The following is a 15169-nucleotide window of genomic DNA, read 5'->3' as shown; positions in this document are numbered from 1 at the left end:
CGCCGGCACCTGGCCGCACCCTCCGGCCGTACTGCAACAGGTCGACGTGGCCAGGCTGCTCGGCGCCGCGCGGGCCGCGGACGCGGTCGTCATCCTGCGCGAGGCCCCGGGGCCCTCCTGCGGCACGGCACCGCTCTGGCCACGGCCGTTCAGGCCCTGGACGGCATCGAGGACCTGCTCAGCCGGTCCGTCACGGCGCGGGCCGGTCCGCGGCAGGTCTACGACCAGGGCGGCGCCCTGCGCATGGTGGTCCCGCTGCCCGGCTGGCAGGACTTCCTGCGGACCGGCCTCGACGACCTGGTCGCGGCCGCGATGGGCTCGCCCATCGTCCTGATCCGCCTCCGTACGCTGCTGATGCGCCTGCAGCTCCGTCGCGGCGGTCGCCCCGGAAATTCCCGTGCCCCGGGGCGCGTTCGCTCCTAGACTCGCCACACGCGCTGCCGACAGGGCAGCCTGCCGCCTCATGCCGAGCGAAGAGAAAGGGGAGACGAGCCATGTGCGTTCACCGCACCGCCGCGTTCGCTCCCCGGTCCCGGTACGACGTGATCCCGGTGTCTCGGAGCGTGCGGTGCCGGCCGCGCGGCCGTCACCGTATGCCCGTGACGCACGGCTGAGTTCGCCTCAGTCCATCTCAGATCGTCTCAGGTCGTCTGAATTCGCCTTGCCCGCACGGCCGTCCGGCCGGCGGGTGAGGTTCGCGTCCGGGAATCGCGCTGCCCCCTTCCTCGTCATCCGAAAGGCCTCGGGCCATGCGCACCACCCTCCTCACCGCCGTCCGCAATCTGGGCATCCTCGCCCACGTCGACGCCGGCAAGACCACCCTCACCGAACGCATCCTGTACACGACCGGCGCCGTCCACAAACGCGGCGAGGTCCACGACGGCACGACCGTCACCGACTTCGACGCCCAGGAACGCGACCGCGGCATCACCATCTTCGCCGCGGCCGTCAGCTGCTCCTGGGGCGGCCACCGCGTGAACCTCATCGACACCCCGGGCCACGTCGACTTCGCCGACGAGGTCGAGCGCTCGCTGCGTGTGCTGGACGGGGCGGTCGCGGTGTTCGACGCCGTCGCCGGCGTGGAACCGCAGAGCGAGTCGGTGTGGCGCCAGGCCGACCGGTACGGGGTGCCGCGGATCGCGTTCGTCAACAAGCTGGACCGGGCGGGCGCCGACCTCGACAGGGCCGTCGCCTCGATCCGGGACCGGCTGGGCACCGTCCCGCTCGTGGTCCAGCTGCCCGTCGGACACGAGGGCGAGTTCACCGGTGTCGTCGACCTGCTCGCGATGCGGGCGCTGCTGTGGACTGCCGGCTCCGACGCGTACGAGGCCGGTCCGGTCCCCGAGTCCCTGCGGGAGGAGGCCGCGCGGCGACGCAGGCTGCTGGAGGAAACGGTGGCGGAGCTCAACGCGGAGGCGCTGGAGGAGTTCTGCGCGACGTCGGCGCTGACCGAGCGGACCCTGGTCCGCGCCCTGCGGGAGCTGACGCTGCGCGGGGACGCCGTCGTGGTGCTGTGCGGTTCGGCGTACCGCAACCGCGGAATCGAGCCGCTGCTGGACGCCGTACTGGCGTACCTGCCCTCGCCCGCTGACATGCCGCCGGTACGCGGGACGGCGGCGGGCGGCGGCGCGGAGCAGGAGCGGGCCCCCGACCCGGCGGAGCCGTTCGCGGCGCTCGCCTTCAAGGTGACGGCCACGGCGACGGGGCGGCTCACCTACGTACGGGTCTACGCGGGCACGCTGCGCAAGGGCGAGTCCGTCCTGGATCCGGCCACGGGCCGTACCGAGCGGGTCGGGCGGATCCTGCGGGTGCAGGCGGACCGGCACGAGGAGCGGGAGGAGGCGAGCGCGGGTGACATCGTCGCGGTGATCGGGCTCAAGGCGGCCCGGGCGGGCACGACCCTGTGCGCGCCGGGCGCGCCGCTGGTCCTGGAACCGCCGTCGGTGGCGGAGCCGGTGGTCTCGGTGGCGGTCGAGGCGCGGCGCAGTACCGACACCGGGCGGCTGGCTTCGGCGCTGGCCCGGCTGGTGGAAGAGGATCCCTCGCTGGTGGTGCGGTCCGACGCGGAGACGGGTCAGACGGTGCTGTCGGGGATGGGCGAGCTCCATCTGGAGGTCGCGGTGGAGAAGATCCGCCGCGCTCACGCGGTGGAGGTCGAGGTCGGCCGGCCGCAGGTCTCGTACCGGGAGACCGTCGTGCGCGGGGTGACCGGCCTGGTCCACCGGCACGTCAAACAGGACGGTGGTGCGGGGCAGTTCGCGCACGTCGTCCTCGATGTCGAGCCATTGGACGGGGCGGGCTTCGAGTTCCGGTCGACGGTCGTCGGCGGGCGCGTGCCGCAGGAGTACGCGCGTGCCGTGGAGGCCGGCTGCCGGGACGCCCTGGCCGAGGGACCGCTCGGCGGGTACCCGGTGACGGGCCTTCGGGTCACGCTCACCGACGGGGCGACCCACTCCAAGGACTCCTCGGAGTTGGCGTTCCGGGCGGCGGGCCGGTTCGGCCTGCGCGAGGCGCTGCGGGCGAGCACGGTGGAACTGCTGGAGCCGGTCGTGGAGGTGACGGTGAGCGTCCCCGAGGACGCCGTGGGCGGCGTACTGGGTGATCTCGCGGCGCGCCGGGGACGGGTCTCGGGCTCCACCGCCGGGGCCGGGGGCGCCGTGGTCACGGCGTCCGTGCCGCTGGCCGAGCTCTTCGGCTACGCATCCCGGCTGCGCGGCCGGACCCAGGGCCGGGGCACCTTCACCGCCCGGCCGGCCGGTCTGGCACCGGTTCCGGCCTCGGTCGCCGGGGTCGTGCCGACCCGGTAGCGGGCACGGTCCGGCCGACTCGCCCCGTCCCGGTCCTCGGGACGGGGCGGGTCCGGCGGGTACCTGCGGGCTAGGCTGCGGAGCCGGGGGATCTTCGTACACAGGCAAGGTGAGCATGTTCGAGTCGGCGCAGGAAAATCCGTACCCTGACACCCACGTCCTCGGCGAGGGGCCCGAGCCGCACCCGCTGCTGAAGCCCGTGCTGCCGCTGATCGGGCGCTGGCACGGCCGGGGGCAGGGCCAGTACCCGACCCTGGAGACCGACTTCCGGTACGAGCAGGAAGTCACCTTCAGCCACGACGGGCGGCCCTTCCTGCGCTACGAGGCGCGCGCCTGGCTGATCGACGGGTCCGGGGCTCCCGTGCGCCCGGCGGGGCGCGAGGCGGGGTGGTGGCGGGTGACGCCCGACGCGACCCTGGAAGTCGTGCTCGCCCACCCGACCGGCATCGTGGAGGCGTACGTCGGGCGGGTCTCCGACACGGAGATCGAGATCGAGACGAAGGACGTGGCGCTGACCCCGCTGGCCAAGGAGGTCACCGGGACGCGGCGCCACTACGCGCTGGGCGAGGACGAGATCACGGTCACCCACGACATGGCTGCGGTGGGCGAGCCCCTGACGCACCACCTCACGACCCGGCTGCGCCGGATGCCCGTGTGAGATCACCCGGGTGCCCGGCACGGTCTGCCGGGCACCGCGCCGCGGCTCTTCCATAGTCGTCGCAGGCCGTCGAGCGGCGGCCGCGGTGGAGGGAGAGACGATGGTGGATCCGGGACGACGCGCCGTGGTGGCGGCGGCACTTTCGCTGGCGGCCGCGGGGCTCGCGCCGTGTTCGGCCGCGTCGGCGTCACCCTCGGGGCCGCGCCCGCCGGCGGAGCTCCTCGGCAGTGAGATCCGCCGTCTCCCCACGTCCCGCAGGGTCGTGGCGCTCACCTTCAACGCCGCATGGGACGAGAGCGGAATCGACTCCGTCCTCGGCGAGCTGCGCCGCCGGAAGCTGTCCGCGACCTTCTTCCCGACGGGCGAGTTCGCCCGGGCCCATCCCGCCGCGGTGCGCGCCATGGGCGCCTCGCACGGCCTGGGCAACCATTCCCACAGCCACCCCTACTTCGACGACCTGAGCACGGCGGAGCGGGAGCAGGAGGTGCGCCGAGCCGACGCGGCGATCCGTGCGGCGTCGGGGACGGAGCCGCTGCCGTTCTTCCGGTTCCCGTACAGCGCCACCTCCGAAGAGTCCGTCGCCGACGTCAACGACCTCGGCTACGCGGCGATCGAGTTCACCACCGACACCAACGGCTACCTGGGGGCGGCGGGCGGCATGAGCGTGGCGAAGGCGGTCGAGCGGGCCGTGGACGCGCTCACGCCCGGCGCGATCATCCAGATGCACGTGGGCAGTACGGGCGACGGGGTCGTCATCGACGCGCAGGCCCTCCCCCGGATCATCGACGCGGCCCTGGACGAGGGGTACGAGGTCATCGACCTGCGCGGGCTCCTCGTCCCCTGACCACCTGCGCGGCGAGCCGGCCGCCGGGCCGCGCGGGTCCTGCGGCCATGACCTCAGGACCAGTCGATGTCCGCCGGGCTGTCGAGCGGCGTCCGGTCGTCCAGCGACTCCGGCACCACCAGCGTGTCCGCGTTCGTCATCGCCGCGGGGAAGCGGAGGTGGGTCCGTCTCCGGACCTCGCCCAGTTTCACCTGGAAGACGCGGAACTCGTCGAGTTCCAGCGATTCGGCCAGTTCCAGGCCCTGCGTCAACAGGAACGCCTTGCACTTGAGGGTTCCCCGCTCCGAGAACACGAGGACCTTCCAGAACTCCCGCGGTATCCGGACTCCTCTGAACTCGCGGTCGTCCTCGTGGAAGACGGGGCCTCCGAACAGGCTCACCTTGAGGTCGTCCACGTCGGTGTCCTCGAAGACGGCGTCCTCCAGCTTTCCCCAGACACCGCTGCGGGAGCTCTGGTTGAAGTCGTCCATCTGCGGGGTGATGTTGGTGTAGAAGAACGAGTCCTCGTTGGCCCGGTTCGCCTCGGGCAGCGGGCCCCACACGAGGTCGGCGCGGCGCGCGATGTGGCCCCGGTCCAGCCGGTTGTTCCGGCCCTTGTACAGCTCGTTGCCGACCTGGGCGGAGGCCGGCAGGCGGGGGTCCTTGGTGAAGTCGATGCCTTGGCGGCTGAGCTTCTTGAGGCTCGCCCCGTCGATGTTCCAGGCCACCCAGATCGCGAAGCGCCGCGGTGTGCTGAGGGCCAGTGAGAAGTGGGTGTACGGGATGACCTCGGACCCGTCGAGCAGGGTGGCGTCCGGTCTGATCGACGGGTTGAGCTGCGGGGTGGCGACCGGGACGGAGAGGAAGCCCGGGTCGTATCCGGTCGGGGCTGCCGGGGCTTCGGGGGCCGGCCGGTCCAGGGTGATCTTCAGCTCCTGGAAGACGGCCTGCGGGAAGCAGGCCAGCGCCCGGTCCTCGGGGTCACCGTCCCCCTCGCCGCCGAAGTGCAGGCCGGCCAGGACGTCCGTCGGTCGGCCGGTGCGCGTCGTGAACAGCCACGCCGAACCGGAGTCGCCGGGCGAGCTGATCTCGTCCCCGTCCGCCGGTTTGCCGGGGTCGGGGCCTATCTCGAAGCATTCGATTTCCCGCACGCCCACCGGAGCTCCGTAGTCGATGCTGACCTTGGCGAAGGGACGACTCACCACCCCGTGCGTGACCCCCGTCGTGCGCCCGCTCTTGACGACCTTGTCGTCGATCTGCGGTTCTCCCAGCCGCGCCGGTGTCACGCCCAGGTCGAGGACGTCGGTTTCGACGTCACGGTCGGTGATCGTGGAGACGGCGCAGTCCCCGACCGTCCCGAGGTGGGAGCGCCGCAGGGTGCCGATGCGGTTCTGGGCGAGGCGGCTGTCGTCGGCCTTGCCGGGCTGTACGACGTCGTCGCCGATCTCACCGGTGCGGCCGTCCAGCACGTGCCAGTTGCTGAGCAGGCAGGTGGATCCGTCGGTCTTGTCGAAGACGACGCACCCGAGGGTGCCGGCGGACACCTTGACGTTCCCCACGCTCACACCGGGTCGGAGCGGGTCGACGCGTGTCTGCCGCTCCGGCGTCTGTGCTTCGGCCACCACGAGGAAGTGCGGTTTGTAGCTGCGCTGCACGACATCGGTCGGTACCTTCACGCCGCCGCCTATGTCGATGACCTTCGGTATCTCCGCGCTCCTCAGCCCGCCCACGGCCTCCGGCACGACCTTCCGGTCGACGGTGAACTGGAGGACCAGTTCCTTGCCCCGTTTCCCGCCCTTCTCCTTGTAGCCGATGCCGATCGAGGACACGTTGGGGTCCTTGAGGTAGCTCGACCCGCGGGTACGGATGAACTGCTTCAGCGCGGTGACGAGCTGTTCCCGCCCGTCGGCCGCGGTGGCGGCCTTCGGTTTGGCGGACGTACGCTTTTCGGCGGCCATGGACGGCTCCCTCCGGGCATGCGGCCTCCCCCGCGGTCGCGGTCGTGGACATCGACGCGAACAGCGTGGGGCCTCCCTCCCGGACGTGCCCCTTTCAGCGTACGGCCGGGATGATCGACGGGCTCGTCGAGCGCCCGGTTAGGGTTCGGGCGTGGACCGACGCCCTCTCAAACTCATGCTCGATGTCCTGCTCGTCCTCGTCGGGGCACTCATGGCCATCGCGACGAACTACGCGACCAGCGAGGACGGCCACGTCCCGTTCCTGCTGCGGTTGTTGCGGACCTGGTCGGTGCCGCTGATCGTCGTGGGCGTGCTGGCCCTGGTCGTCGGCCAGGTCTGGCTGCACTACCTCGACCGGCCGGTGGCCGTCCGGCGCGCGTGGGATTCCGAGCAGCCGCCCTTTCCCGGGCTCGAAGCCTTCACCGAGGCCGATGCGGCCGTCTTCTTCGGCCGCGACCGCGAGGTCTCCGAGCTGGTCGGCCGGCTCCACCCGGCGGTTCCCGGGCGGGCCGCGCGGTGCGTCACCGTCGTCGGGCCGTCCGGCAGCGGCAAGTCCTCACTGGTACGGGCCGGACTGCTGCCCGCGCTGGCCCGGCGGCGCAGGCGCTGGGCGGTCGCCGAGCCGTTCTCGCCGGGTACGGACCCGGTCGGCGCGCTGCGCCGAGGGCTGGGGCAACTGCCGGACACCCGGCCCGCGTTGCTCGTGGTCGACCAGCTGGAGGAGCTGCTCACCCTGTCCGGACCCGAGGAGCGCGCCGAGTTCCTCGCGGCGGTCCGCACGGCCCTGCGCGAGGACCCCCAACTGTGGGTGGTCGCCACCCTGCGCTCGGACTTCCTCACCGGCTTCCTGGAGAGCGGGCTCGCCGAGCTGGTCCGGGACACCATGGCCATCGGGACGCTCGGCCGCGAGGAGCTGTACGAGGTCATCGAGCGGCCCGCAGAGCAGGCCGGGCTCGCCTTCGCGCCGGGAGTCGTCGCCCGCATGGTCGACGACTGCGGGGGCGGCGACGCGCTCCCCCTGCTCGCCTACACCCTGCAGGAGCTGTACCTGCGGGCCGGCGGCTCCGGCGGGACGGTGACCGACGAGACGTACCGGGCGCTCGGCGGGGTCCCCGGAGCCCTGTCGGACCGGGCGGACCGGATCACGGCCGAGCTGGGCGCGCAGGCGCCCGTCCTGCCGACGCTGCTGCGGTTCGTGACGGTCGACCGCGGCGAGCCCACCCGGCGGCGGGTGCCGCGCGCCGACCTGGACCCCGCACAGCGGGAGGTCGCCGACGCCTTCGTGGCCGGCCGGCTGCTGACGGGCGACGGCGGGCTGCTGGACGTGGCCCACGAGGCCCTGTTCCGGCGGTGGCCGCCGCTGGGCCAGGCGGTCGCCGCGCGCGCCGACGAGCTGCACCGGCGTACCGAGTTGGAGCGCTGGGCGCAGGACTGGGAGCACGCCGGCCGGCCGGACGCGTACCTGCTGACCGGGGAGCGGCTCGCCCTGGCCCGGCAGTGGATGGACGGGTCCGCCCGGGTGCTGGGCGCGGCGCCGCTGGTCACGGAGTTCGTGGACCGCTCGGCGCGCGCGGACCGGGCGACGATGGCGCGCGCGGCGGATGCGGTGGCCCTGCGGGTGCTCGAAAGCGCTGAGCTCAAGCCGGAGTTGGCGACGGCGGCCGGGCTGGCCGCGGCCGAGGAGTGCGGGCTCACGCCGGCCCTCGCCCAGGCGCTGCGGACCGCACTGGACTCCTCCCGGCTGCGCGGCGCTCACCGGGGCTTCGAGGCTGCCGTGACGGGGACGGCGTGGTCGCCCGACGGCAGGTGGCTGGCGGTCTGTTCGGCTGAGGGCGGCCTGCGGGTGTGGCCGGCGGCGGACGCCGAGGCCGACCTCGCGGCGGAGCCGGCCGTGCACCTGGATGGGTCCGGCCGGCTCATTGCCCTGGCCTGGTCGCCCGACGGGAGCCGGATCGCCTGCGGCGCCAAGGAGGGGACCGTGGCCGTATGGGACACCGGGACCTGGACACGGCTCGCCCTGCTGCGGCACCCTGTGCGGCCCGGGGGACGTGCCGAGGGGGTCACCGCGGTCGCGTGGGCACCGGACGGCAGCCGGCTCGTCTCCGCCGGCAGCGACCGCGTGCTGCGGGTCTGGGACACCGGCCCGGCCTCCGGGCACGGCGAGGTCCGCACCCTTCACGGCCACGCGCACACGGTGTGGAGCGTGGCCTGGTCCCCCGACGGCGAGCGCATAGCCAGTGCGGGCGAGGGAGCGGAGGTACGGATCTGGGAGGCGGCCTCCGGGGAGGTCCTGCGCGTGCTGCCGGGCCATCAGGACACGGTCGAGTGCGTCCGCTGGTCGCCCGACGGGCGCAGCCTCGCCTCCGCGTCCAAGGACCGTACGGTGCGGATCTGGTCCACCGGTTCCTGGCGGGTCCGGCAGCGGCTGGACAGCATGGACGGCCTCAACTGCCTTGCCTGGTCGCCGGACGGGCGGCGGCTGGCCGCCGGCGACCAGGACCGCGGTGTGCGCGTCTGGCAGCTCGCAGACGAGTCGGGCACCGCGACCGCGGAGGCCGGGCTCTGGCTGAGCGGCCACACCGACACGGTGTACGACCTCGCGTGGTCGCCCGACGGGTCGCGGCTCGCCAGCGCCTCCCGCGACCGGGTCCTCGCCGTCTGGGACGCCGGCGAACGGACCAACACCCTGCACGGCCACGAGGATTCGGTGTGGCAGGCCGCCTGGTCCCCGGACGGCGAACGCATAGCCAGCGCCTCCCAGGACGGCACCGTACGCGTATGGGACGCGCGCTCCGGCCGGCCGGGGGGCGTACTGCACCCCGGGGCCGAGGTGTCGGACGTCGCCTGGTCGCCCGACGGCACCAGGGTGGCGGCTGCCCTGCGCGACGGCGAGGCCCTGCTGTGGAGCCCCGGGCACGAGGGCTCCCGTACGGCGCTCCGCGGGCACCGCGACGAGCTGTCCGACGTCTCGTGGTCGCCGGACGGCACCCGGGTCGCCACCGCCTCGCGCGACAGCACCGTACGGATCTGGGACGCCGCCACGGGCGCCGCCGTGCACGTGCTGGATTCCGGGCGGCGCACGCGCGGCCAGGACGACTGGCTCACCGGGACGGCCTGGTCCCCGGACGGCAGACACCTCGCCACCTCCGGCACCGGGCGGACGATCCTCGTGTGGGACACGGCCACGGGCGCGGTGGTCACCGTGCTGACCGGCCACCAGGACCACGCCTGGAAGATCGACTGGTCGCCGGACGGCAGTCGCCTCGTCACCGGCTCCCGGGACCGCACGCTCCGCCTCTGGGACCCCTTCGGCGGGGTCGAGCTCGCCGTCATGACCGGTCACGAGGACCGGGTCCAGCGCGTGGCCTGGTCGCCGGACGGCACCCTGATCGCCTCGGCGTCCCGGGACCGCACGGTGCGCCTCTGGGACCCGGCGACCGCCACGCAGCTCTCGGTCGTCGGTGTCGGCGCCGACTGGGTCAACGGCCTGGGCTGGCACCCGGACGGCTCCCGGCTCGTGACGGCCTCGCGCGACCGCACGCTGCGGATCTGGGACGTGGCCGCGACGGACCCGCAGGCCCTGCTCGGGCGCGCCCGCTCCCGGCAGCTGCGCGCGCTGACCTCGGACGAGCGGCGGGCGTTCCTCCTGCCGGCCGGGGGCTGACGGTTCCTCACGGGTCGTGACGGGGGGAATTCGGCAGGTAGTAATTGGATGAATCCCTGACTGAATTCCCGTCAACAAGCAAACTCGCTCTATCTCGATTCGATAACGAAAACTCCGAAAAGGCCTGGACCAATCGAGTGCGACGCGCGTAACTCCCCTTGTTTAATGGAGAGTTGATTGTTCGTCACATTTAGGTGACAGGTAACGGAACGATTTCTTGAGCCGCCCTCACCTTTGTCCGAATTCTCCGGCGCATTCGTCTGGCAGGCTTCCGCGCACCCAGTCATCCGACCACGACTTGAGGTGCCCATGACAGGACGACGCAGACGACCCGAACACCGCCGCAAACCACGGCGGTTGATACTCCTCACCGCCGCCATGGCCGCGGCGGCGGTGATCACCACAGGCATCGCCTACTCCGGACTCGGCGACGACGCCGAGGCCGTCGCCCCCGGGCAGGCCGCGGGGGCCGGCACGGACACGGCCGTGATGGCGGCCGAGCCGGCCCGGGACCAGGAGCCCGCCCCCCTCTCCGGCGCACCGGCGAACGAGGGCGCCCGGGGGATGGTCTACGACGGCCTCCAGGCCGCGCCGCAGGGCGACCGGTGCGTGGGCGTCTACCGCACCCAGGGCGGCTTGTGCACCCACGGCCCCGATGCCCCGCCCAAGGGTGTCGACATCACCAAGGACGTGCCTCCCGCCGTCAAGCAGACGGCCGCGGCCGCCGATCCGGCCCACCCCGCCGTGCAGGACCCGGCCACCACGGAAGGCGGCGGGCGTCCTCAGGACGCGCCCGCCGCGGCCGATGCCGGGTCCGCCAAGGCCAAGGCCGACGCTCCCGCCGCCCCCGCGGGCGGTCAGACCGTCGCCGCCGGACCCGTCGGCCAGACCGTCCAGTGCGACGGCGACGGCAGCACCGGCAACCGCGTCCAGGTCGTGTACGTGCACGCTCCCGGTCGCGACCGGTACGCCGAGTACGCCGCCTCGTTCCGCAAGTGGGCGGCCGACGCCGACCTCATCTACGCGGCGAGCGCCCAGGAGACCGGCGGAGTGCGCCACATCCGCTACGTGACGGCCGCCGACTGCACCCCGACCGTGCTGAACATCGAGCTCCCGGCCTCGGCGCTGGCCGAGTTCAGCGCGACGAACTCCGCGCTCGCCGCCAAGGGCCTCGACCGCCGCGACCGCAAGTACATGATCTTCGCGGACACCCAGGTCTACTGCGGCATCGGCACCTTCAACGGGGACGAGCGCCCCGGCCAGGCCAACCAGAGCAACTTCGGCCCCTCCTACGGGCGTACGGACTCCGGCTGCTGGGGCGGCCACACCGCCGCGCACGAACTCGGCCACAACCTGGGCGCGGTCAACAACAGCGCCCCGAACACCAGCCGGGGCGCGCACTGCACCGACGAGTTCGACGTGATGTGCTACTCGGACACCCCGTACTACCCGCAGATGCGCAACATCTGCACGAACCAGGCGTCGGAGAACATCCTCGACTGCAACCACGACGACTACTTCCACACCAGCCCCCGCGCCGGCAGCTACCTGGCCACGCACTGGAACATCGCCGACAACCAGTTCCTGATGCGCTCCAAGGGCGGCGGCGGAGGCGGCACCGACCCGAATCCGAATCCGACGCCGACCCCCACCACGAAGCCGACGGCCGGCCCGACCAAGCAGCCCACCGGTGGCCCCGCGGTGACCGCGGGCCAGATCCGGTCCGACTCCGTCGTGGTCAGCTGGCCGAAGGTCGAGGGCACCGCCTGGTACCAGGTCCTGCTGAACGGCAAGCACCTGACCTGGGTCCAGTCCCAGTCGCTGCGGATCTACAACCTGCGCCCCGACACCGCGTACAAGGTCGCCGTCTCCGTCCGTGACGGCTCGGGCCGCGACAGCGGGCCGGGCAAGGCCGCGTCCTTCCGTACGGCCAAGGCCACGGGCACGGGCGGCGGCGCGACGACCACCCCCGGTACGAAGTACACGCTCGGCAACGGCAGCACCGGCATGGCCGCCGAGCTGTGGGGCGGCCGCACCGCCGACGGCACGGTCCTCGTCGGGGCCCGCGCCAACGGGTACGCGCAGCAGCAGTGGTACTTCGACGACGCAGGCGGCGGGCAGGTCCGCATCCGGTCCGCGGTCTCCGGCAAGTGCCTCCAGCCGGGCGGGACCCCCTCGGCCGGCATGTGGGTCGCGCAGGAGCCGTGCGGCGGGAACGCCGCGCAGGCCTGGCGGGTCGCGTCGAAGGCGGGCGCGGTGACGGTCACGGACCCGAGCGGCGGCTTCGCCCTCACCGTGAGCAGCCGCCCCTACTACGGGAACTGGCTGCTCGACCTCCAGCGCGCGGACAGCCGTCCGTCGCAGATCTGGACCCTCCAGAAGGCCGGCTGACGGCCTGACGGACCGATGAAGTGAATCCCTCCGGCGGACGGCCGCCCTGCGCGGCGGCCGTCCGCCGGACCCCCTCGTCCCGAGCGGAGCACCGCGACGATGCGCATTCGAATCGCTTTCACGACCGTACTGGCCCTCCTCGGCCTCGTGTTCCTGACGCCCGTGGCGGCCCACGCCCACGGGGACACCGTGAAGGTGGTGGTGACCGGGCACCGGGAGGGCCGGGTCACCGCCGACATCACCTGGGAGAACGACGGGGACGCCGTCGAGGAGGCCGTCGCCGCGACGGTGAACGCGACGAACCCGGACGGCTCGCGCACCCTCGGGCCCTGGCGGCTGGTCCGCGACAGCGCCGGTACCTCGAAGGCCGCGTGGACCACGGCCGAGGCCCTGCCGCCGGGCTCCTGGAAGGTCACCGTGGACGTGGGGTTCCCGGCCCTCGGGCACGGGGAACTCGAAGTCGCCGTACCGGTGGTGGACCCGGCGCCGACCGCCGGCACCCCGGCTCCCCCGGTACCGCCCTCCGCGGCGGCCACGTCGGCCGCGCCCGTGACCACGCCCACCGCCGTCGCCACACCCACACCGGCTGCGACGCCGGGGCCGACCGCCGAAACCTCCGGCTCCGGCCTCTGGTGGACGACGGCCGGAGTGGCGGCGCTCGCGCTGGCGGGTGCGGCCGCCGGAATCCTGATCCGGCGGCGGCGCAGGCGCAGGCTCCGGCTCAGCTGACGTCGGGGTAGAGGCCCAGGTAGCGGTACGCCCCCGATTCCACGCGGTAGAGGTGGGAGATCCGCGTTCCGGTCAGGGCGTGGGTGTCGGCGTCGAAGGCCAGCGGCTTGGCCAGGCCCTGATGCGTCTCGCGGGAGAACCTGCGGGCCAGGCTCGCCCTGTCACGTACGTCCGCACCGAGTCCGGTCAGACAGGCCGCCAGGAAGCCCGCGCCGTCGTACGCCTCGGTGGCCCAGCGGGCGGGGGCTTCCCCGTACGCGGCCCGGTACGCGGTGACGAACCCGGCGGCTGCCGGTACGGCCGCCGGGTCGGTGAAGAAGGCGCCGAACGCCCAGCCGTCCGAAGCCGGTCCGGCGTCGGTGAGGAACTCCGGCTCCATGACGTGCTGGATGCCCACCCGGGGGCCCTGGAACCCGGCATCGGTCAGGGCGCGGGCCAGCAGCGCCGCGCGCTGCGGCGAGGTGCCGGCGTAGACGACGCCCTCCGCCCCGGCCCCGGTCAGCGCCCGTACGGCGCCCGCGAAGTCGGAGCCGCCCTCGGGAATCCGGTGGACGCTCACCGAGCCCCTGGCCGGGGGGCTCTGCTGGAGGACCCGGGTGAGCTGCCAGGCCGGCTCTCCGCCGGCCGCGTCCTCCACGACCGCCGTCCGGCGCGAGGGCCGCACGACGGTCAGGTAGTGGATCACGGGGTTGGCCACGTAGTCCCCGGCGGGGCGGGTGGGGCAGACCGTCCGCCACCTTCGGAACAGCGCCTCCTCCAGGCCGTTGACCGACACCAGGAGCAAGGTGAGACCCGCCGTATTGCAGGCATCGGCGAGATCGGGCACGGCCGCGTCCCAGGTGGGTCCGGTGAGGGCGAGCACCGCGGGGTCCGCGGCCAGTTCCTTGGCGACCTGCGCGGCGCGCGCCCGGTCGCCGCCGTCGTCGGCGACGCGCAGGGCCAGCCGGAACACGGCGTCCGTGCGGGCGTTGTGCACGTCGACGGCCAACCGCATGCCGCGCTCGTGCGCCCGGCCGGTGGCCTTGCCCGGCCCGGTCAGATCGGCCTGGAGGGCGAGGGTGAGCACGGGGAGGTTCCCGTCCTTACCGGCCTGGCCCGGTGTCTTGCCGCCCGGCCCGCGCGTGCTGAACCAGGCGATCGGTGCGCCGACCGCGACCAGTGCTCCGCCCGCCGCGAGGAGCCGCCTGCGGGTGAGGGTCCCCGTCTCGGCCCCCGGGGTGTCGACCCGGGTGGGTTCGGGGGCGGGGAGGTCCAGGGCCCGGGTGGAGCGTTCGGCGATGAGCCGGGGCAGCGGGGGCGGCAGCCAGTCCGGGGCGCCGTCGTCCCCCGGCTGGTCGCCCAGGAGGCCGTGGAGTTCCGCGAGCGTCGGCCTGGCGTCCGGGTCCTTGGCCAGGCACGCACTGACGGCTTCCAGCAACTCACCTGGAAGGTCGGCCAGTTCGGGTTCCTCGTGCACGGTGCGGAAGACCACCGCGGCCGCGTGCCCGCCGCCGAAGGGCCCCCGTGCGGTCCCGGCGTAGGCGAGGACGCAGCCGAGGGAGAAGACGTCGCTCGCCGGACCCGCCAGGGGGCCGCCCGCGCGGGCCAGTTCCGGCGCCAGGTAGCCGGGGGTGCCGACGACCGCGTCCGCGGCGGTCAGGGTGGTCGCACCGGCCGCGCGGGCGATCCCGAAGTCGATGAGGCGGGGGCCGTCCGGGGCGAGCAGTACGTTGCCCGGTTTGACGTCGCGGTGGATCAGCCCGGCCGCGTGCACCTCGGCCAGGGCCTCGGCGAGCCTCGCGCCCAGGATCCGGACGCTCCGGGCGGGCAGCGGACCGTACCCGCCCACCGCTTCGGACAGGGCCGGGCCGGGGACGAACGGGGTGGCCAGCCACGGCTCGCGGGCCTCCGGGTCGGCGGCGACCACCGGGACCACCCACCGCCCCGTCAGGCCCGCGGCCGCCTCCGCCTCACGGCGGAACCGGGCCCGGAAGGCGGGGTCCGCACCGTGGTCGGCGCGGATCACCTTGACCGCGACCAGGGTCCCGGCCGGGGAACGGGCGAGGTAGACGGTGCCCATGCCACCCGAGCCGAGCCGGCCCAGCAGACGGTTTCCGCCGATCGCGGCCGGGTCGGCGGGGAGGAGGGGGCGCATCCTCG

Annotated in this window: 9 protein-coding genes; 7 read left to right on the top strand and 2 right to left on the bottom strand. The window is 73.7% G+C overall.

The genetic code is table 11. From position 1 onward, the window contains the following. Nucleotides 1-9: 9 nt before the first annotated feature. From OG625_RS35535 to OG625_RS35520, 4 genes are all read left to right on the top strand, one after another. Nucleotides 10-423 (top strand): DUF2254 family protein, encoded by a 414-nt coding sequence (locus tag OG625_RS35535; protein WP_329391232.1) that lies wholly within the window; start codon nucleotides 10-12, stop codon nucleotides 421-423. Nucleotides 424-749: 326 nt separating this feature from the next. Then, the gene (fusA, locus tag OG625_RS35530) at nucleotides 750-2807 is read left to right on the top strand and encodes an elongation factor G (protein WP_329389218.1); all 2058 of its coding nucleotides are present in this window, start codon (nucleotides 750-752) and stop codon (nucleotides 2805-2807) included. A gap of 115 nt (nucleotides 2808-2922) precedes the next feature. Next, nucleotides 2923-3465 carry an FABP family protein gene (locus OG625_RS35525; protein ID WP_329391230.1) on the top strand — a complete coding sequence of 181 codons (543 nt, stop codon included), beginning with the start codon at nucleotides 2923-2925 and terminating at the stop codon, nucleotides 3463-3465. Nucleotides 3466-3565: 100 nt separating this feature from the next. Next, on the top strand, nucleotides 3566-4309 hold the full coding sequence (locus OG625_RS35520) for a polysaccharide deacetylase family protein (RefSeq protein WP_329389216.1): 744 nt from the start codon (nucleotides 3566-3568) through the stop codon (nucleotides 4307-4309). A gap of 53 nt (nucleotides 4310-4362) precedes the next feature. On the opposite strand, the gene OG625_RS35515 is transcribed toward OG625_RS35520, so the two are convergent. Then, the gene (locus tag OG625_RS35515; protein ID WP_329389214.1) at nucleotides 4363-6246 is read right to left on the bottom strand and encodes a DNA/RNA non-specific endonuclease; all 1884 of its coding nucleotides are present in this window, start codon (nucleotides 6244-6246) and stop codon (nucleotides 4363-4365) included. 151 nt (nucleotides 6247-6397) lie between these two features. Between OG625_RS35515 and OG625_RS35510 the strand changes: the two genes are divergently transcribed. The 3 genes from OG625_RS35510 to OG625_RS35500 all read left to right on the top strand — a co-directional run bounded on the left by OG625_RS35510 (nucleotide 6398) and on the right by OG625_RS35500 (nucleotide 13030). After that, nucleotides 6398-9910, top strand: a complete 3513-nt coding sequence (locus OG625_RS35510; RefSeq protein ID WP_329389212.1) for an nSTAND1 domain-containing NTPase — start codon at nucleotides 6398-6400, stop codon at nucleotides 9908-9910. Between the two features lie 357 nt (nucleotides 9911-10267). Then, on the top strand, nucleotides 10268-12301 hold the full coding sequence (locus tag OG625_RS35505) for an RICIN domain-containing protein (RefSeq protein ID WP_329389210.1): 2034 nt from the start codon (nucleotides 10268-10270) through the stop codon (nucleotides 12299-12301). Nucleotides 12302-12400: 99 nt separating this feature from the next. Beyond that, complete coding sequence (locus OG625_RS35500) at nucleotides 12401-13030, top strand: hypothetical protein (protein ID WP_329389208.1); 630 nt, start codon at nucleotides 12401-12403, stop codon at nucleotides 13028-13030. On the opposite strand, the gene OG625_RS35495 is transcribed toward OG625_RS35500, so the two are convergent. Continuing rightward, on the bottom strand, nucleotides 13023-15164 hold the full coding sequence (locus tag OG625_RS35495) for a bifunctional serine/threonine-protein kinase/ABC transporter substrate-binding protein (protein ID WP_329389206.1): 2142 nt from the start codon (nucleotides 15162-15164) through the stop codon (nucleotides 13023-13025). The two genes, OG625_RS35500 and OG625_RS35495, sit on opposite strands and share 8 nt — an antisense overlap. Between the last annotated feature and the right edge of the window lie 5 nt (nucleotides 15165-15169).

The sequence above is a fragment of the Streptomyces sp. NBC_01351 genome (genome assembly GCF_036237315.1).
Taxonomy (GTDB): Bacteria; Actinomycetota; Actinomycetes; order Streptomycetales; family Streptomycetaceae; genus Streptomyces.
Note: the sequence above shows the minus strand (reverse complement) of the source record. Positions and strands in the feature narration are given on the sequence as shown.

Bases quoted from the DNA above. Each gene is read 5' to 3' on its own strand.
- OG625_RS35515 (WP_329389214.1), bottom strand. From the start codon at position 6,246: ATGGCCGCCGAAAAGCGTACGTCCGCCAAACCGAAGGCCGCCACCGCG.
- fusA (WP_329389218.1), top strand. From the start codon at position 750: ATGCGCACCACCCTCCTCACCGCCGTCCGCAATCTGGGCATCCTCGCC.
- OG625_RS35525 (WP_329391230.1), top strand. From the start codon at position 2,923: ATGTTCGAGTCGGCGCAGGAAAATCCGTACCCTGACACCCACGTCCTC.
- OG625_RS35495 (WP_329389206.1), bottom strand. From the start codon at position 15,164: ATGCGCCCCCTCCTCCCCGCCGACCCGGCCGCGATCGGCGGAAACCGT.
- OG625_RS35500 (WP_329389208.1), top strand. From the start codon at position 12,401: ATGCGCATTCGAATCGCTTTCACGACCGTACTGGCCCTCCTCGGCCTC.
- OG625_RS35520 (WP_329389216.1), top strand. From the start codon at position 3,566: ATGGTGGATCCGGGACGACGCGCCGTGGTGGCGGCGGCACTTTCGCTG.